The sequence below is a fragment of the Spiroplasma apis B31 genome (assembly GCF_000500935.1).
GTDB classification, from domain to species: domain Bacteria; phylum Bacillota_I; class Bacilli_A; order Mycoplasmatales; family Mycoplasmataceae; genus Spiroplasma_A; species Spiroplasma_A apis.
The window spans coordinates 1131430-1150270 of record NC_022998.1; the positions used below are offsets into that span (position 1 = coordinate 1131430).

Below are 18841 nucleotides of genomic sequence, written 5' to 3' on the forward strand. Positions count from 1 at the left end.
TTCTAATTATTTTTAAAGTAAAAAAAACCTTTCGGTTTTTTTATCTATTGAATTTAAAGAAACACACATCGCCATCTTGAACAATATAATTTTTACCTTCAAGCCTTATCTTCCCAGCATTTTTTAAAGCTTGCTCTGTCTTATGTTCAAAAATATCAATGCACTTGTAAACATCTGCCTTTATGAAACCCTTTTCAAAATCTGTGTGAATTATCCCTGCACATTGCGGTGCTGTGGAACCATCTTTGAATTGTCAAGCTCTTGCTTCTTGTGGTCCGGCTGTAAAATAAGTTTTCAATCCTAGTGTTTTATAAGAGGCTTTAATCAGAATTTCTAATCCTGGTTCATTGATACCAACATCCTTAAGAAAAATTTGTTTTTCTTCTTGTGGAAGTTCACTTAGTTCTTCTTCAACCTTAGCAGAGATTTTCACTACCTCGGAGTTGTTTTCATTTGCGTATTTCTTAACGGCTTCAACGTACTGATTATCATCTAAAATTTCGTTCTCAGCTACATTTGCTACATATATCATTTTTTTAGTTGTTAATAATTGAAACGATTTTAATATATGTAGTTCTTCTTCATCATAAGATAACTTATTTAATAATTTACCTTCTGCTAACTGTTGTTCGCATTTTTTAAGTAAGTTATACTCATTTAAAATATCTTTATCCTTAGATGATTTAAACTTTGGTTCCAACTTTGCTAGTCTTTTCTTTACACTAGCTTCATCAGATAGAATTAATTCTAATTCTATAATTTCTATATCTCTTATAGGATCAACACTGCCTTCTACATGAGTTATCTCCTTAGAGTCAAAACACCTAACGACTTGGCAAATTGCATCGGTATCTCTAATATTTGCTAAAAAGGCATTTCCCAAACCTTCTCCTTTACTTGCTCCCGCGATCAGCCCAGCTATATCAACAAATTCTATTGTCGTGTAAATGGTTTTTTTACTTCCAAATAGTTTTGCTAACTGGTCTAGTCTATCATCTGGAACTTCAACTATTCCCACATTAGGTTCAATTGTAGCGAATGGGTAATTTGCAGCTTCGACTTTTGAATTTGTGATTGCATTAAACAATGTTGACTTACCAACGTTTGGCAACCCCACTATACCTACTTGTAAACTCATTATTTTATTTCACTTTCTATTTCTTTTATTACTTTGATTAATTTGTCCTTCGTAAATTCTAAAAAAATACTAGGGTTTATTGATGATTTTAATTTGTATGTTGTACCGATTCTTACCACTATTCATTTTTGAGTTTTACTTGGATGTGGTTTTTTTAATATCACAATGTCGTTTAATTTAATTGTCATCGTTTAATCCTAAAAGTTCTAGTATTCTATTTAAGTCATCGGTATCACCGTAACGAATAACTAACTTTCCGCTGTCAATTGAAACTCTCGTTCCAAGCTTTCGCATTATTTTATTTTCTACATGTATGATGCTAGATTCTTTACTCTGTGATTTACTTTCTAAAGTTGTATTTTCAGTTTTGGTCTTTTTTCTTATCAAACTTTCAACTTCTCTAGCTGTTAAATCATCTGTTAATATTCTTTCAAATACTTCATCAAACAGAACTTTATTATTTAATATTGATAATAAAGGCTTCGCTTGACCCATAGATATTTTTTTCTCCATCATTGCTTTTTGCACATTGTCTGGAAGATTCAATAACCTCATTATATTTGCTACGTGCGATCTTGACTTACCAACTCTTGTAGCAATTTCTTCTTGTTTTAGTTTCCAGTTTTTCGAAAGTTTTTTATAGGCTACTGCCTCTTCAATATCTAGAAGGTCAACCCTTTGAATATTTTCAACTATTGCAAACTCTTCCATTTGTAATTCAGATAGATTTAGAATAACAACCGGCACTTCTTTGAGGCCTGCAAGCTTAGATGCTCTAAGTCTTCTTTCACCAGCAACTAATTCATTGTTGTTATTAATAATTAAGGGTTGAATCAAACCATGAATTTTTATAGATTCACTTAATTCAGTTAGTTCTTCTTCGTTAAAAACTTTTCTTGGTTGAAACGGATTGGGTTTCAATAAATTGATATCTATATTTACTGATGCACTTTTTGCAATTGTCTTATCATTCTCGATAACTCCAACAATGTCAGAAACTGATTCTCCAAAGATGTCATCCAACCCTTTGAAATTATATTTTTTCTTAGACGCCGCCATTTTCTTTCAACACCTCTTTCACAAACTCTATATAAGCAATTGAACCTGGACCTGATTTGTCATACTCAAAAATTGATTTACCCTCAATAGAAGATTCTGAGATTTTTATATTTCTTGGTATAACGGATTTATAAACCTTAGGTCCAAAAGTTTTAATTATTTCTTCAAGGACATCGTGAGCTAGTCTTGTTCGTGAGTCAAACATTGTTACTAACACTCCCTCGATTGTTAAGCTTGGGTTTAATGTTTCTTTTACTTTCTTAATTGTTCTCAATAGTTGTGCAACTCCGTGCATAGCATAGTGTTCAGCTTGAATAGGAATCAAAACAGTATCTGAGATAGCTAATCCGTTTCTATTTATTAGACCCAAACTTGGGGGGCAATCAATTATTATAAAGTCGTAGTTTGTTTTTATTGCATTTATTTGATCACGTAATACGTTTTGATTATTATTTTTTTGTTCTAAAAGAACTAAATCAACGGCCGCTACATCTATTGAACTAGGTGCAAGGTCTACATTTGGTTTAATATTTTTTACTATGATTTCCGAGATATCTTTATCACCCACTAAGATATGATACATACTCAATGTATTGTTATCTATTTCATAGCCAACACCTGTTGTAGCGTTGAATTGTGGGTCCATGTCTATAAGAAGAACCTTTTTATTGGCCATTGCCAAACCACATGCTAAGTTTACAGAAGTTGTTGTTTTACCAACGCCTCCTTTTTGATTTGATATCGAAATAATTTTTGCCATAATATTCTCCTATTTACTTTCCTAAAGGTCTTTTTTTAATTTGTCCATATTGTCTTGGATACTGATTAGCGGTTTTATTTTCTTTTAAGAAAAATAAATTGGTTCGTTCTCCTAGGAATTCATAATATAGATTTTGTTCTTTTAATAATTTTAATCCAATTAAATACTCTTTATTATTTAATTCTAAAATTTCTTTTTCGACATTTTTACCTTTCAAACAGATAAAGTATCCATTAATAGTTAGTGCCTGCACCCCTATTTCTAACAAAATATTTAGAGGTGCCATTGCTCTCGATACGATAATATCAAACTTTTCTTTATTGTTTAAGGAAAAAACTTCAGCTCGTTCATTTCAAACATAAATGTTTTTTAAGTTGAGATTATTGATTACCATTTTTAAAAAGCTTACTTTTTTAGAGTTGGATTCAACAAGGTGGAGTTCAATCATAGGATGAAAAATTTTCAAAACTATTCCAGGAAAACCTGCACCGGTACCTATGTCCAAGACTTTTTGTGTATTTAATTCAAAGTCCTTAGTAAATAACAAGGAATCGAAAAAGTGTTTGTAAATGATGTCTTGGTCATTTATTATGGTTGTGAGATTATATTTTTTATTCTCTTCTTGCAAAAGGTTTTTAAACTTGATTAATTTTTCTTTGACTGATTCCTCTATTTTATAACCTATCATTTCAAAACTTGTTCAATCCATTCTTACCTCCAAAAATAAAAAAAAGCTTATCGCTTTTTTATTTTACACTAAATTTTATTCTTATTTTCCTTCACTTGTTTTTTGTTTTTTATTTATTTTAAATCAGCTTATAGGATTAAACTTTTTAAAAGTGCCGTTAGTGCCGTTTTGATTTCTATCTATTAAATATTCATTGACCACTCAGAAAAGTAAAACGAGTGAACCAGATATCAATGTGCTTACTGGTTGAATGTACTTATCTCTATTGTTACTCATAAAATTATTTATAAAGAAATCATAATTCAAATAACAAAGAGCAGTTGCCAAAATAAAAGTTGTAATTATGTTCGTAATGAATGATTTTCTAGTATTGTACAATACCTCCACTTTTTTTGTTTTATAGTTGACCAACAAACCAATCATAAGAGATAAATATATCATAAATGCATAGACTGCTGTTGCACTTGAGGTTGCATCCGCAACATAAAAATAGTTAGGAGTATTTTCATTATTCACATAATCATTTCATGTTAATGGTAATGAAATAGCAATTGTTAACAATAAGATTATTAATGTTATTCCACTTCCAATCAAAGCGGCTTTTTTATGAGTCATAGCGCTTTTAGAACTACCTATAAAAATAAAGCCTTCGTCAACTGCGGACTGGATGGTTTTTGGAAGTAAAGTGGTATACCCATTGATAGTAGTTAATAGAGTGCAGGTAATTATTATTTTAAATAATAAAGAAAACTCGGGTTTGTTTTTAAAAATAGTGTCAAATAGGTTAAAAACATCTCCATCTTTTGCACCTACAAATATTGCAAATGTTATTAAAATATAAAACGCCGTTACCGCCATAATAGAAGTCATCATTGCTGGTGCTACAACAGTTTTGTGCTCGACATCTTTTTGGAGTGTTGCTCCATATATAAAACCGTCGAATGCAAATAATACAGGAACAACAGTAGCGAACACCGAGTTTACTTTTCATACATTTTGATTTTCGGTAAATGAGTTTTGTTCTACACTGTGGTTATAGTAAACAGTTAAACCGCCCGCAATAACAGCAATCAAAGGAATAAATTTTACGAAAGTAAAAACTGTTTGAATGATTTTGCTAGGTGTTGTAGTAAATGCATTTATAACTTGAAAAAAGATTAATAAGAATGTAGAAGCTAATATTTGGATTGATACATAAGTTTCTTTAGTAAACTTTGATCTAAAAGTACCATTTCCAGAGGCTTCTAAAAAAACATTTATCGCCTTAAACAAAGTGTCTATTGTAAAAATAGCTCCTATCGATGCCAAAACCGGCATATATAAGCAAACATAAAAAATGGCAAATAGTGAAGCTGATCGTCTGTTAATAAACTTTCCCGTTCAAGATTGAATTGTATTATGATTCTCTTTCTTTGAGCTTGATGCAATTTGAATAAAAGCTAGCATAATAAATGTGCAAAGAACACCTATAAACAATCAAATAGTTAGTGCAAGAATTGGATTTTTTTCAGCCGCGCTCAAAACTCCACCTTCTTGATCTCTATTTTTTAGATAAATTCCAGAACCAATTACTAATCCAAACACCATAGAGAATATAGTTAAGAATTCAAAAACCTTGTTTTTAGTTTTGTTTTTTTTGTTGATTTTCAACATGATTACTTTCCCTTTCTTTTTTTTCTATATGCTATTATATTTTTTCTTAAGATGAAACAATAACATTTGAATATCAGCGGGGTTAACTCCTGTGATTCTGGCTGCTTGACCAATTGAAGTTGGTCTAATTTTCTCAAGTTTTTGTGCTGCTTCAACAGCAATGTTATCAACCCTTGAATAATCAATATCAAATGGTATTTCTTTTGATTCTAACTTGACAAACTTCTCAATGCTTTCTCTTTCTTTTTTAACATATCCTTCAAATCTAATGTTGATTAGCACGTTTTGGATTTGATTATTAGAAAGGTCTTTGAACTCTTCAATATATTTTCTGAAAACATTGATGTCAACAGATGGTTGCTTAATCAATTCATAAGCGCTCATTCCTTGAGTCAAGCATGCTTGTCCAAGAGAGTTCAATTCATTAGCTAACTCAGACTTTGGAGTAAATCGTGTTTTTTTTGCTGCTTCAATCGCTTTTTGTATTTCTTTGTCAAATGCTTGAAATTTTTTTCATTCTACTTCTTTAATTAAACCTAGTCTATACCCATACTCCTTTAATCTTTGTTCTGCGTTGTCATTTCTTAAAGTTAATCTGTGTTCCGCTCTACTAGTTAAAAGTCTATAAGGTTCCACGACACCTTTATTTATCAAATCATCTATCATAACCCCGATGTAAGATTCACTTCTCTTTAAAATAAAAGGATCTTTGTTATCAACTTTTAAAGCCGCATTTATTCCTGCTATCAAACCTTGTCCGGCCGCTTCTTCATAACCGCTAGTTCCATTGATTTGACCAGCCATAAATAAATTACTTACTTTTTTTAGTTCTAAGGATAACTTTAATTGTTGAGGATTTATACAATCATATTCAATAGCGTAGGCTCATTTATCAACAATAACATTCTCAAAACCTGGTAAGCTTTTCAACATCTTCTCTTGAACCTCAATAGGCATTGAAGTTGAAAAACCTTGAACATAAAAAGTGTCTAAATGTTTTGATTCAGGCTCTAAAAATATTTGATGATTTTCTTTTTTTGAAAATCTAACGATTTTGTCTTCAAAACTAGGGCAATATCTCGGTCCAATAGACTGTATACTCCCTGAATACATTGCTGATTGAGATAGGTTGTCTTCAATAATCTTTTTAGTTTCAGAAGTAGAATGAATTAAATAACAAGGTTCTTGTTTTTCGTATTCTAAGATTGCATCTGTCGAGAATGAAAAAGCCAAGTTCATATTAGTACCTGGTTCTATCACTGCTTTTGATAGGTCTATAGAATCTTTCTTTACTCTTGGTGGTGTTCCTGTTTTAAAACGAGATGTTTCAATGCCTATTTCTCGAAGTCTTTGGCTTAGTGTTTTAACTGTTTTTTCGTTATTCGGCCCGCTTTCATATTTTTCTTTACCACGGTATATCAAACTTGAAAGGTAAGTACCGGTAGTTAAAACAACTGCTTTACAAGATAAGTTTTTTCCAGATTCCAATATTACACCTTGAACTTCATTTCTAATATTAAGAATAATATCATCAACAATCCCTTCTATTAAGAAAAGATTTTCTTGTTGTTCAACTGCTTCCTTCATATACTTAGAATATTCTAACTTATCAGATTGTGCTCTTAATGCTCAAACACCTGGACCCCTAGAGGAGTTTAAAAGTTTCATTTGTAAGCAAGTTCTATCAGCCGCTTTGCCCATTTCTCCACCAAGTGCATCGATTTCTCGAACCACTATACCTTTTGCTGGTCCACCGATAGAAGGATTACAAGGCATTGTAGCAATTTTGTCTTTATAAATATTTATTAAAGCTGTCTTTTTGCCAAGTCTTGCAGTCGCTAGTGCTGCTTCAACACCTGCGTGTCCAGCACCAACAACAATTATATCGAAATCCATACTAGACACTCTCCCTTCCTATTTAATCCTGTCGAATATAATCAATTTTTCTTTTATTTGTTCAAATTTAAAGTTTCTCTTAGTAAGTGTGTCAAACTTTATTTCTTTTGGGTCTGCACCCATTTGTCTAATCATATTATCATAATTTTTTGTTAATATGGGTTTTAATAAAAAGCTAATAATCAAGATATTATGTCTTAAAATTGTCAGAGTTTTTAATAACTCGTTTGTGTTGCCTTCTTTTTCTAAAACTCATGGTTTGACTTGTTCGATGTATCGGTTACATTCACTAGATAAATTTAGCACAACATTAATTGCTTCATTAAACTTGTATTCATTCATTTTAGCAACGTACGCTGTAATAGTTTTTTCCGCAAGTTCCAATAATTCGTTATCTTGTGCAGGCAATGTTTCTGGCAAAATGCCGTCAAAGTATTTTATTATCATGTTGCTAACTCTCGATAATAAATTTCCAACATTATTAGCTAGATTTGTATTATAAGATTCAATAAATAACTCTTCAGTAAAATTACCGTCCTTATCTGTTGGTAAATTATTAACAATGTAAAAACGAAGTGCATCACTAGAGTATTTTTCAATTATTTCCAATGGGTTGATAACATTTCCTAAAGACTTTGACATTTTTGTGTCTTTGCTCAAAATTCAACCGTGACTTAATAATTTATCTGGGGTTCTCAACCCTAAACTATTCAACATGATTGGTCAATAGATTGAATGAAATCTTGTTATTTCTTTTCCTACTAATTGTAAAATTTCTGATTCATCAAACCAAAACTTATTGAAATTTTCATCGTTATCCGTTCCTCAACCTAAAGCTGTAATATAATTTGATAACGCGTCTAGTCAAACATATATAACATGGTTAGGGTTTTCGAGAACTTCTATTCCTCACTTAAAATTAATTCTAGTTACGGAAAGATCTTCTAAATCATTGTTTATAAAATTATTAAGCATCTCGTTTTTTCGACTTGAAGGTTCTAAGAAGTCTGTAGAAAATAAATTATTCAAATATTCTTTAAACTGTGAGACTCTAAGCATATAAGTCTCTTCTTGAAAATCTTCAGCCTTGTTTTTGCAAACGTTGTGGTGACAGTTTTCGTCCATTTGTTCTTTGGTCAAAAACTCCTCGCAACTAATGCAATACTTTCCTTTATATTTTGAAAGATAAATTAAGTCTTTTTTCAATAAAAGGGAAAAGATTTTTTGAACCGCTATAATATGTTCTTGATCTGTTGTTCTTATAAACTTGTCATAACTTATGTCTAATTTAGTCCATAAGTCTTTGAAAGTTTCGACTATATCGTCTACATATTCCTTAGGAGTTTTATTTTCCTGCTTAGCTTTTTGTTCAATTTTTTGTCCGTGTTCATCAGAGCCTGTTAAAAAAAAGACTTCGCAACCCATTTCTTTTTTGAAACGGGCGATAACATCCGCCAAAGTCGTTGTATAAGTATGTCCAATGTGAAGATTACCACTTGGGTAATATATAGGGGTTGTTACATAAAAATATTTTTTCATTTTATTCCTCATTGACATTAATCTTATAAATGCCTTTTAGACCCCTGTAACTTTCTTTATATGTTAATCCATACCCAACAACGAAACAATCATCTATTTTAAATAGTGAATCCACTTCTAAGTCGAAATTTCTTGTCTTACAATCTTTTTCGATTAATGCTAAAAGTTCAACTTTTTGCGGATTTTCTTTTTGTATTAGTTCATATAAGTTTTTTAACGAGTTACCTTCATATAAAATATCTGTAACTATTAGAACATTTTTGTCATTCAGAGATTTATTGCTTCCCAAATTGATTTTTTTTCTTTCATCGCTTGTGGTTTCTTTGGTAAAAAACTGAATTGTAACATCTATTGGTAACTCTCTTATTAAATCAGCTACAAACACAAAAGAGCTTGATAACTCAGCAACTATGGTTAGTTGTTGATTTTCATAAGTTTTACCGTATTCAGTGGCAGCTTTAATAATAGCTCCTTTTATTTCTTCTTCTGTGATTAGCGTCACAAGTTTTTGGTTATCGTTCATTTAAACCATCACCCTTCTAAAAATTTTGTCAACGTTACGCATAAAAAAATTCAAATCAAATAAGTTTTCTAATTCTTGTTCAGTTTTTAAATATTTCGAAATTCCTTCAGATACAAGTATTTCTTTGAACTCTTTTTTGGTTTGTTGACATTTGAGTGTACACATTTGTATAAAATCATATACTTCTTCTCTAGAATGATTATACTTCATTAATATATAAGTTAATACTCTTTGGCTAAAGAAAATACCCTTTTGTTCCAATATATGCTCTATTATTTTTTCCTCATTAATAACTAGATCTTCAACTGTGCTTGTCATTCTTTTCAAAATGTAGCACAATATGTTAAATACGTCTGGTAGTATCAACCTTTCATTTGAACTATGAGATATATCTCTTTCATGCCAAAGAACATTGTTTTCTAGCGATGGAGTTACAAATGCTCGTATATATCTAGACAGTCCGCAAATATTTTCGCTGCTTATAGGGTTCTTTTTATGTGGCATAGAGCTAGAACCTTTTTGCCCTTTTTTGAATCCCTCACAAATTTCTTGAACTTCACTTCTTTGAAAACTTCGAATCTCTGTGGCTATTTTTTCAAGTGTTGAAGCTATGTTAGCAAAAACAGATATTAAAAAACTGTGTCTGTCCCTTTGAGTTACCTGTGTTGAAATTGTATCCAAACCTAGCCCCAACTCATTGGCAACAAATACTTCTACTTCTGGTTCAATATTTGCATAATTACCCATTGAACCTGAGATTTTAGCCACTTCGACTTGTCTACGAGCCAAGTCGAATCTTTCTAGTTGCCTTTTTATTTCTTCATATCATAACAAAAACTTAAGGCCTAAAGACGTTGGTTCACCATACATCCCGTGTGACCTACCCATAATTACAATATTTTTAGTTTCTATTGCTCGTTCTTTTAGAACATCCAGAAAATATTTTAAGTACTCTTCAACAACCTCGTTAGATTCTTTTATAAGTTTATTCTGAGCTGTATCTACTACGTCAGTTGAAGTTAAACCTAGATGAATTCATTTTTTTTCCTCGCCAAGGGTCTCTGAAACTGCCCTAGTGAATGCAACTACATCATGTTTTGTTTCTTTTTCTATATCAAGCATCCTTTTTAAGTCGATACTCGCAGTTTTTTCAATAACTAAAGAGTCTTCTTTCGGTATAACACCAATAGAGGATCATGCCTTAACTACTTTTTTCTCTACCTCTAATCATCATTTGAGTTTATTTTCTTCAGATCAGATTTCTTCTATTTTATCGATTGCATATCTTTTTAACATATTGGCCTCCTGCTAAAATATATTTTTCAAAAGAACTGTTTGAGTTCTATCGGGTCCAACAGAGAATCCAACAATATCGATTTCACATATTTTTTCTATCAATTTTAAATAGTTTTTTGCCGCATCTGGCAACTCGTTAAAAGATTTTACATTTGTTATGTCTTCTTTTCAACCTGGCGTTGTTATAAATTTAGGTTCACATACTTCATATTCTTCTGTAGTTGGAGGGATATTGTTAATTTCTTTACCATTCAATATATATCTATTACAAATTTTAATTTCATCAAAACCTGATAAAACATCTAGAAGTGTTACAAATATAAAATCTATCCCTGAGGTTCTGATAGCGTATTTTAAAGCAACCGCATCTAATCAACCTACTCTACGTGGTCTTTTTGTGTTAGAACCATATTCATTACCACGTTCTCTAATGATGTTTGCTTCTTCCCTTAATAATTCAGTTGGAAATCCACCTGCTCCGACTCTAGTACAATACGCTTTAACAACACCCAAAGTATTTTGGATAAGTTTGTGACCAATTCCAGAACCAATTGAAACATTATTGGCAGAAGTATTTGAGCTGGTTACATATGGAAAGGTTCCATGATCAATATCAAGTAATGCTCCTTGAGCTCCTTCGAATAAGACTTTTTTTCCTTCTTTGATTGCTGCTTCTAAATATTCACCGCAGTCTATTATATGATCTTTAATTTTATTATAGGCACTTATCAAGTCTTCATAGACTTTTTCAAAATCAAGCTCATCAAAACTATAAACTTCTTTTAACACTTTCATTTCGTAATCAAATATATTTTTAAATTTATTCTTAAAAGTTTCTAATTTTAAATCTCCGATTCTAATACCAGTTCTTGAAACTTTGCTTTGATAGCAAGGACCAATACCACGTTTGGTAGTTCCTATTTTTTTTTCACCTTTTTCGGCTTCTTGAAACTCATCCGTTTTTATATGATATGGAAGTACCAAATGTACACGGTCTGATATCAATAACTTTCCGTGTTCAATACCAGAACTCTTAATAATTTCAAGTTCTTCTACTAATTTTAATAAATTAACAACACAGCCGTTTCCTATTATGTTAATTACATTTTTGTTAAAAATCCCAGAAGGAATAATTGTAACTTTATGTTTTTGACCGTTAAACTTTATAACGTGTCCAGCATTATCACCACCAGCGAAACGTACAACTAAATTAGTTTGTTGGGCGAAATAATCTGTAATTTTACCTTTTCCCTCATCTCCTCATTGCGATCCTACAATTACTAAAGAATTATATTTATCCATGTTTTCTCCTTAATTAAATTTGTTCATTATTCTTTTTAAGTCATCATCAATAACAAACATTTTTACAAAATCAGCCACTTTCTCTATAGCTTCTTTTATTTTTATAATTTCATTTGTTGATAATTTCGAAAGTACTCAGTCAATAATTTTAAAATTTGATGGTGGCTTTCCAACACCTATTCTTAATCTATTGAACTTGTCTGTATTCAGATTTGAAATAATATTTTTTATACCATTATGCCCGCCGGCAGAGCCAGCTTCTCTAAACCTTAAATCAGCAACTTCTAAGTCTTTATCGTCATATATTATTAATATATCTTTTACTTGTAACTTATAATAATTCATTAGAGCCCTCACTGCTTCTCCTGAAAGATTCATAAATGTTTTCGGCTTAACAAAATATATATTTTCTCCGTTAATTTTGGATACATAAATGTTTGATTTAAACTTATCGGGTTTTTTATCTACATTGTAAAATTCCATCATTGTATCGAGAGCAATCCAACCAGCATTGTGTCTTGTTTTTTCATACTCTTTTCCAGGATTACCAAGTCCTACGATTAATTTAGCCATTATTTTTTTTATACTTCTTTAAATAACTTGCTACTTTTTTGTCTAATGAGTTTTTAAATTCACTGTACACTTCTGTTAAAGAACAATTCTCATAAGAACTTCTAATCATATTTGAAAGCAATTCAGCAACTGAAATAATTTTTAAACCAGAGAACTTTCTTTCTTCTGGGATATCAATAGTATCAGTTACAACGACTTGTTTGATTATTTTATCCTTGATTGATTGTTGCATTCTTTCTTTTGCTTGTCCATTAAATAATCCATGACACGCTATTATATATATCTCTTTTGCTCCAGCTTCTTTCAAAGCTTTAGCACCATTTATAATAGTCCCACCAGTGTCGATCATATCATCAATAACAAAGCAAGTTTTTCCTTTTATATCACCAAGAATAAATTCAACCTCTGCTTTGTTGGGTTCGGGTCTTCTTTTCGCTATAACAGCGATACCACTTGTTATGCTACCAGTGTATTCTGCAACACCATGTACTCTTGATAGACCACCGTGATCTGGTGAAACTAGAATACAATTATCTGGGTTTAAGTTATTTAATACTATTGTTTCAATTATTTCTGTTGCGACTGTTTGGGCTGTTGAAAAATTGTCTGTAGGAATATTAAAAAAACCCATAGTTTGTGCAGAGTGTAAATCGACTATTATTACTCGATTTGCACCGGCAGTTTCTATTAAATTAGCAACAAGCCTAGCAGTAATTGGTTGTCTACCTTTGGCTTTTCTGTCTTGACGCGCATAACCAAAATAAGGAATAACTACGTTGATTTTTTTTGCACTAGCACGTTTAAATGCATCAACAGCAATTAACAATTCCATAAGGTTGTTATTTACAGGTTGGTTTGTTGATTGAACTATATAAATTTCTTTACCTCTAACAGAATCTAACGACCTAACAATCATCTCACCATCGGCAAATATAGATGTTTTAGCCTTAGATTGTTCGACTCCTAATAAGTCACAAATTTTTTTAGTAAGTGGTTTGTTCGATGATAAACCGAAAATATTTATCTTATCTTTGTTCATTTTTTTATCTCCCTTTTAATCATAACAAATTTTTAATTACTCTTTTTGTCGAAAAAGAAAAAGCTTCAATAACACTATCACATGCAAATAAAGTGAATTTGAAGGTTGTGAGATGTAAAATAAACAATTGTAGTTACAACAAAATTAATAAGTGATATGGAAACAATTTCACAAAACGTTTTAATTATGAATAAATCGAATATATTTACTATTTTTTCGTGCTATATTTCTGTTTCGCTAATTACGAGTTTTCTAATTATTTTCGAACCTAACTTCCTCCTTTTTTAAATAATCTTTAAAATGTTGCTTATTATAGAGGAAAAAAATAAGGTAGTCTGTAGACAAATAAAAATTGAATGCAGCTTAGTAAACTACTGATTATAAAGAGTCTCCCCAATTCCAATTGAAATTATGGAAGATATGGTTAAAGTCTTTCGAAAACAATGTACTAATTAGTCATGACCCAAACAGGACAATAAGAAAAAAAACATAAAAAAACGTTCCCTATCGAGCAATTAGTTCATAGTTATTCAACAAATTTGCAAAGTTTCGCTGCTCTAGACAAGGTTTTTAAATAAAATTATGTATTTTTATACACCAATTATAAGTTATAATTGTTTTTAGCACCGTATTTACGGGTTTGGAGGAAAATATGGGTTTAGCATTTATTAATAATATTAGTCACAAAAACGGTGATAAAAAACTTTATACTGAAACATCAATGAAAATAAATAAAGGGGAACATATCGCTTTAATTGGACCAAACGGAGCAGGTAAAACAACTTTATTAAACATAATTTCTGGGAAAATCTTACCTGATTATGGAGAAGTAAAAATTCATCCTAAAATCAAAATTGGTTATTTAGATCAACATCAAGAGGTTGACAAAGAAATAACAGTTGAACAGTATTTAAAACAAGCTTTTCAAGAACTATTCGATTTAGAAGAAAGAATGAATAAAATCTATGAAGATATGGCTATTGAATATAAAGAAGATGATTTGGTTAAGGCGCTGAAATATCAAGACATACTTAATTTAAATGATTTTGAGACTATAGATAAAAGAATTGGAAATTTAGTTGAGGGACTTGGTATAGGATTGGATAAATTGCCTATGAAAATGGGTGATTTATCCGGTGGACAACGCGGAAAAACAATTTTGGCAAAACTATTACTTAGCGGAGACGATTTTTTGTTACTTGATGAACCAACAAACTTCTTGGATATACAACAAGTTGAGTGATTAGCAAGATTTTTACAAAATTACGAGAAAGCATTTGTTATGGTTTCTCATGATAATGATTTTATAAATAAAACTTGTAATATTATTTATGCCTTGGATAATTTTAAATTAACAAGGTTTGTGGGAAACTACGACAAGTACGTGGAAGAAATGACCATGTTAAGGGAGCAATATGATAAGGCATTCATAGCTCAACAACGAGAAATAAAAAGGTTAGAAACTTTTGTAGCCAAAAACAAAGCTCGTGCAAGTACTGCTAAAAGTGCTCAATCAAGACAAAAAGTGCTTGAAAAAATGGACAAAATAGAACAAAGAAGGGACCTTACAAAACCAAACTTTAAATTTAATTATAAAAGACCTTCTTCTTCTGTAATAATGAAAGCAAAAGATTTAGTTATTGGTTATGACAAACCGTTGTTACATAAACTTAATTTTGAAATAAGAGAAGGAGAAAAATGTATAATTAGTGGTAAAAACGGGGTCGGTAAAACAACCTTTTTAAAGACTGCATCAACAGAAATAAAACCGTATGATGGTGTGGTTGAGTTAGGTCACAATGTTCATTATGCTTATTTTAAACAGATAGAAGATGTTAAGGGCATCTCTCCAATTCAATATCTTATGGATAAATTCCCTGATATAACGGAGTCAGAGGCAAGAGCCAAAATAGGTCAGTTTGGAGTAAAAAATAGTCTTATGATGCAAGAAATGCAAAAACTTTCGGGAGGAGAACAAACAAGGGTTAGATTGGCTGCTTTAAGTTTAGTGCCTTGTAGCCTTTTGGTACTTGATGAACCTACCAACCATATAGATGTGCTCGCAAAAGAAGCACTTCTTGAGGCGATACAAGAATTTAATGGGACCGTATTATTAACAACTCACGATATCAATTTTTCAACGAACTGAGCTGATAGAGTGATAAACTTTGATGAGCTTGTTTAAAATCTAGATATATCTAGATTTTTTTTATGAAAGTTGAACCACTTCCAGATAAATGCCCAATCTTATCATATTTTTTTAATTGAGGGTAAATGGAATATACTGCAGGTGTAAGTTGATTCTTATACTTTTTTAGCTTATAGCACTTTAGGCGATCAAATTCATTATAAACTTTTTTCGTAGAACAATTTATACCAGTGAAAATCAAATCTTTTTTTGTGATGTTTCTTTGTGTATTAACTTTTTTTACTTTATTTCCAAAAGCCTTTACTCTTGCGGTTTTGAAAGATGAAAAGAAAAAATAACAGTCCGTTCCTACCACTTCAGCTATTTTTTTATAAACTTTTTTATTATTCGTAAAATGCTTGGTTACTGCAACCGCATTACTACTACCACCACCTAGGCCACCACCCATAGGGATATTTTTGTTTATAGATATTGTGTAGTGTTTATCAATGACATTATTTATTCTCAAAATATCCATTACCTTGTATACACTATTATTCAGCTCCAGTTCTTTCAAATTACACAAAATAATGTCTTTGTTTAAATTATTCTCCTTTATAGTAATCTCATCCCAAAGATCTTCGACTATTTGAAAAACTGAGTTTATTTTATGCAACCCTTTTTTTGGATATAATCTAGAAACTTTAAGGTCTAGATTAACCTTTGCATAACTTTTAATAACCATCATAATGAACCTCGTTGTACAAATTTATAAAGTGTTCTAGTGATAGATTTTCAGGTCTCTGTCTATAGTCAATTGCAAGTGAGTCTAATAAAGTTTTAGCTTTATTTTTGTCTTCAATTGCGTTTCCAAGATTGTTTAAAATCGTTTTTCTTTTATTATTGAATAACTTTCGAACAAAAGATATGAAATATTTATCATCTCTAACTTTTTCTAGATTCAATTGATTGAAAGTTAGTTTAATGATGGCCGAATCAACTTTCGGTGTAGGAGAAAACATATTTTTTTTAACTGTAAATTCATATTTAACATCTGAGTAAAACCTAGCAGCAACAGAAAGATTATTATAATTATTTTCATTCTCCTTAGCACATATTCTAAGCGCCACTTCTTTTTGTGTCATGAATATAGCTTGGTTTAATAACTTTGAGGAGTCAAAGGTCTTAAAAAGAAGTTCTGTTGTTATGTAATAAGGTGTATTCGAAATTATTGCCACCTTTTGAAAGTTTTGTTTATCTATCAATTTCTTGAAGTCAACCTCTAAAACATCCTCTATCAAGAGTTCAAAATTATTAACGTCAACTGAAGTGCTTAAGACTTGTTCCATATCTTTGTCGATCTCAATCGCAATTACCTTTTTAAATCTTTTCACCAACTCTTTAGTAAGAGCACCTCTACCGGGACCGACTTCTATTATTAATTGATTTTCATCTTGGTCAAGCAAACCTACAATTTTATTAATCAAGTTTTTATCAGTTATAAAGTTTTGTCCAAATTTTTTTTTAGCGAACTGCATTTATTGCTCCTTTAGGATGTTTTTTACATCTTTCACACTTAATTTTAATACATTTAATCATACAAAAAGTTTTTTAGAGTTTATATTCTCATTTCAATTATAAAAGGATGCTATTTTAACTCGATTTTGTTTTAAATAGAACTCATTATTTAAATACTCTTCTCATGATATGGTATTAATTTGATCACCTTTGAATTCAATAACATCTTTTAATGCTCGTTTAATCTCGTTTTCATCGGCTTCAGCTATTCCAATTTTTTTTGATGTTTTTAAAGATTTCTTATTGATAAATGCATTAAAACATTTAAAATCTAAGTAGGAATTAATTTTGTCTCGAATTTTAACGCCTGGGCCGTCAGGGTCCGTAAAAATTATTACACCTCGGGATTCATTAACATCCAGTATAAATTTTAAAGTATCTGTATTTAAAGCAAGTCCTTTTGTTTCGATTGTGTCGATATTTTCTTGACCAAAAATTTTTTTTAATTTCATTGTGTCGGTTTTACCCTCTACAATAACAACTTGCTTGACTTTCATTTATAATCGCCTTTCTTTACATACTACTAGTATTTTATAAGTGTGTGTAGTATAATTATACACGAAGGGTTTTTTTCTTATAGAGGAGGAAATAAAAATGGCATCATGAGACCGTAAAAGAGAATTCGTTGCCCTAGACTTAGGTACTGCAAATGTGGTAGCTTACTTAGGTGGACAAGGTATCATATATAATGAACCTTCAACAATGGCATACGACGTACATACAAACACAGTTATAGCAGCCGGAGAACAAGCTTATGAAATGGTTGGTAAAACAAACGACGACATAAGAATGGTTGTTCCTTTAGTTGATGGGGTTATAGCAGATTTAGACGCTGCAAAAGACTTGATCAAACTAATATTTTCACGTATCAAATTATCAGATATCCTAAAAAATGCTTTAGTAGTTCTTGCTTGCCCTTCGGGAGTTACTGAATTAGAAAGAGGAGCATTAAAACAAGTTGTTGCCGATATGGGGGCAAGAAATGTTTTAGTGGAAGAAGAAGTTAAATTATCTGCTATTGGAGCTGGAATAAATATTTCAATGGCTAGCGGACACTTAGTTGTTGATATTGGTGGAGGAACTACTGATATTGCAATCATTTCTGCGGGAGATATAATCATATCTAGATCAATTAAAACTGCTGGAAATCACTTTGACGAAGAAATTAGAAAATATATTCGTGCAGAGTACAACGTTTTAATCGGAATTAAAACTGCTGAAAAAATTAAAATCGAAATAGGAGCACTTACCAAAATAGACAATGGTCGTACTTTCCGTGCATTTGGTCGTGATGTAATCTCAGGATTACCAAGAGAAGTAATCATATCACCAGATGAAGTTAAAAATGCTTTATTGGCACCTTTTTCAAAAATTACAGACTTAATTGTTGAGGTAATGGAAAACACACCTGCAGAATTAGCAGGAGATATCATTAGAAATGGTATTACTATCTGTGGTGGTGGTGCTTTAATTAGAGGTATTGATACTTACTTTGAATCAATTTTCCAATTGAAAGTAACTAAGGCGCAAGATCCTTTATTAACTGTTATTGAAGGAACAAAGGAATACGAAAAACAATCAGAAAAATGATTAGAAGTAGTTGAGTTACGTGACTCAAGAGAATACAACATTAAATAATAAAAAAAGATGCTTATCTAATTTGAATATA

At 30.9% G+C, this 18841-nt stretch carries 18 protein-coding genes; 2 read left to right on the top strand and 16 right to left on the bottom strand.

The window, feature by feature from the left end:
- Positions 1 to 40: 40 nt before the first annotated feature.
- Genes ychF through SAPIS_RS05040 form a run of 13 tightly spaced genes read right to left on the bottom strand, consistent with a single transcriptional unit; the run spans position 41 to position 13466 of the window.
- Complete coding sequence (gene ychF / locus SAPIS_RS04980) at positions 41 to 1138, bottom strand: redox-regulated ATPase YchF (protein ID WP_023790271.1); 1098 nt, start codon at positions 1136 to 1138, stop codon at positions 41 to 43.
- On the bottom strand, positions 1138 to 1326 hold the full coding sequence (locus SAPIS_RS04985) for a DUF951 domain-containing protein (protein WP_023790273.1): 189 nt from the start codon (positions 1324 to 1326) through the stop codon (positions 1138 to 1140). The genes ychF and SAPIS_RS04985 overlap by 1 nt, the downstream gene beginning before the upstream one ends.
- Complete coding sequence (locus SAPIS_RS04990) at positions 1316 to 2197, bottom strand: ParB/RepB/Spo0J family partition protein (protein ID WP_023790275.1); 882 nt, start codon at positions 2195 to 2197, stop codon at positions 1316 to 1318. Before SAPIS_RS04990 ends, SAPIS_RS04985 begins: the two co-directional genes overlap by 11 nt.
- Entirely contained in the window at positions 2184 to 2957 is a 774-nt protein-coding gene (locus tag SAPIS_RS04995; protein WP_023790277.1) for a ParA family protein, read from the bottom strand. Before SAPIS_RS04995 ends, SAPIS_RS04990 begins: the two co-directional genes overlap by 14 nt.
- Before the next feature lie 13 nt (positions 2958 to 2970).
- A complete protein-coding gene (gene rsmG / locus SAPIS_RS05000) occupies positions 2971 to 3666 on the bottom strand; it encodes a 16S rRNA (guanine(527)-N(7))-methyltransferase RsmG (RefSeq protein WP_023790279.1) in 696 nt (231 codons plus the stop codon).
- Positions 3667 to 3726: 60 nt separating this feature from the next.
- Positions 3727 to 5298, bottom strand: coding sequence for an APC family permease (locus tag SAPIS_RS05005; RefSeq protein WP_023790280.1), 1572 nt, complete (start codon positions 5296 to 5298; stop codon positions 3727 to 3729).
- A 24-nt stretch (positions 5299 to 5322) separates the two neighbouring features.
- Complete coding sequence (gene mnmG, locus SAPIS_RS05010) at positions 5323 to 7194, bottom strand: tRNA uridine-5-carboxymethylaminomethyl(34) synthesis enzyme MnmG (RefSeq protein ID WP_023790282.1); 1872 nt, start codon at positions 7192 to 7194, stop codon at positions 5323 to 5325.
- Between the two features lie 18 nt (positions 7195 to 7212).
- Entirely contained in the window at positions 7213 to 8751 is a 1539-nt protein-coding gene (gene metG / locus SAPIS_RS05015) for a methionine--tRNA ligase (protein ID WP_407636225.1), read from the bottom strand.
- A complete protein-coding gene (locus SAPIS_RS05020) occupies positions 8735 to 9256 on the bottom strand; it encodes a phosphoribosyltransferase (protein ID WP_023790286.1) in 522 nt (173 codons plus the stop codon). The genes metG and SAPIS_RS05020 overlap by 17 nt, the downstream gene beginning before the upstream one ends.
- The gene (gene purB / locus SAPIS_RS05025; protein ID WP_023790288.1) at positions 9257 to 10552 is read right to left on the bottom strand and encodes an adenylosuccinate lyase; all 1296 of its coding nucleotides are present in this window, start codon (positions 10550 to 10552) and stop codon (positions 9257 to 9259) included.
- Positions 10553 to 10564: 12 nt separating this feature from the next.
- Complete coding sequence (locus tag SAPIS_RS05030; RefSeq protein WP_023790290.1) at positions 10565 to 11854, bottom strand: adenylosuccinate synthase; 1290 nt, start codon at positions 11852 to 11854, stop codon at positions 10565 to 10567.
- A 9-nt stretch (positions 11855 to 11863) separates the two neighbouring features.
- The gene (gene pth / locus SAPIS_RS05035; RefSeq protein WP_023790292.1) at positions 11864 to 12427 is read right to left on the bottom strand and encodes an aminoacyl-tRNA hydrolase; all 564 of its coding nucleotides are present in this window, start codon (positions 12425 to 12427) and stop codon (positions 11864 to 11866) included.
- Complete coding sequence (locus tag SAPIS_RS05040) at positions 12420 to 13466, bottom strand: ribose-phosphate diphosphokinase (protein WP_023790294.1); 1047 nt, start codon at positions 13464 to 13466, stop codon at positions 12420 to 12422. Before SAPIS_RS05040 ends, pth begins: the two co-directional genes overlap by 8 nt.
- A 652-nt stretch (positions 13467 to 14118) precedes the next feature.
- On the opposite strand from SAPIS_RS05040, the gene SAPIS_RS05050 reads away from it, so the two are divergent.
- Positions 14119 to 15651 carry an ABC-F family ATP-binding cassette domain-containing protein gene (locus SAPIS_RS05050; RefSeq protein ID WP_023790296.1) on the top strand — a complete coding sequence of 511 codons (1533 nt, stop codon included), beginning with the start codon at positions 14119 to 14121 and terminating at the stop codon, positions 15649 to 15651.
- A 13-nt stretch (positions 15652 to 15664) separates the two neighbouring features.
- On the opposite strand, the gene SAPIS_RS05055 is transcribed toward SAPIS_RS05050, so the two are convergent.
- From SAPIS_RS05055 to rnmV, 3 genes are read right to left on the bottom strand one after another with little or no spacing between them, the layout of a single operon-like run.
- The gene (locus SAPIS_RS05055; RefSeq protein WP_041612635.1) at positions 15665 to 16342 is read right to left on the bottom strand and encodes a GHMP family kinase ATP-binding protein; all 678 of its coding nucleotides are present in this window, start codon (positions 16340 to 16342) and stop codon (positions 15665 to 15667) included.
- Positions 16329 to 17132, bottom strand: a complete 804-nt coding sequence (gene rsmA / locus SAPIS_RS05060) for a 16S rRNA (adenine(1518)-N(6)/adenine(1519)-N(6))-dimethyltransferase RsmA (protein ID WP_023790300.1) — start codon at positions 17130 to 17132, stop codon at positions 16329 to 16331. Before rsmA ends, SAPIS_RS05055 begins: the two co-directional genes overlap by 14 nt.
- Positions 17133 to 17669: a ribonuclease M5 gene (gene rnmV, locus SAPIS_RS05065; RefSeq protein ID WP_023790302.1), complete on the bottom strand. Its 537-nt coding sequence runs from the start codon at positions 17667 to 17669 to the stop codon at positions 17133 to 17135. It lies immediately after the preceding gene.
- A 97-nt stretch (positions 17670 to 17766) separates the two neighbouring features.
- Here rnmV and mreB point away from each other — a divergent pair, with 97 nt between their 5' ends.
- Positions 17767 to 18810, top strand: coding sequence for a rod shape-determining protein (mreB, locus tag SAPIS_RS05070; protein ID WP_023790303.1), 1044 nt, complete (start codon positions 17767 to 17769; stop codon positions 18808 to 18810).
- Positions 18811 to 18841: the final 31 nt, after the last annotated feature.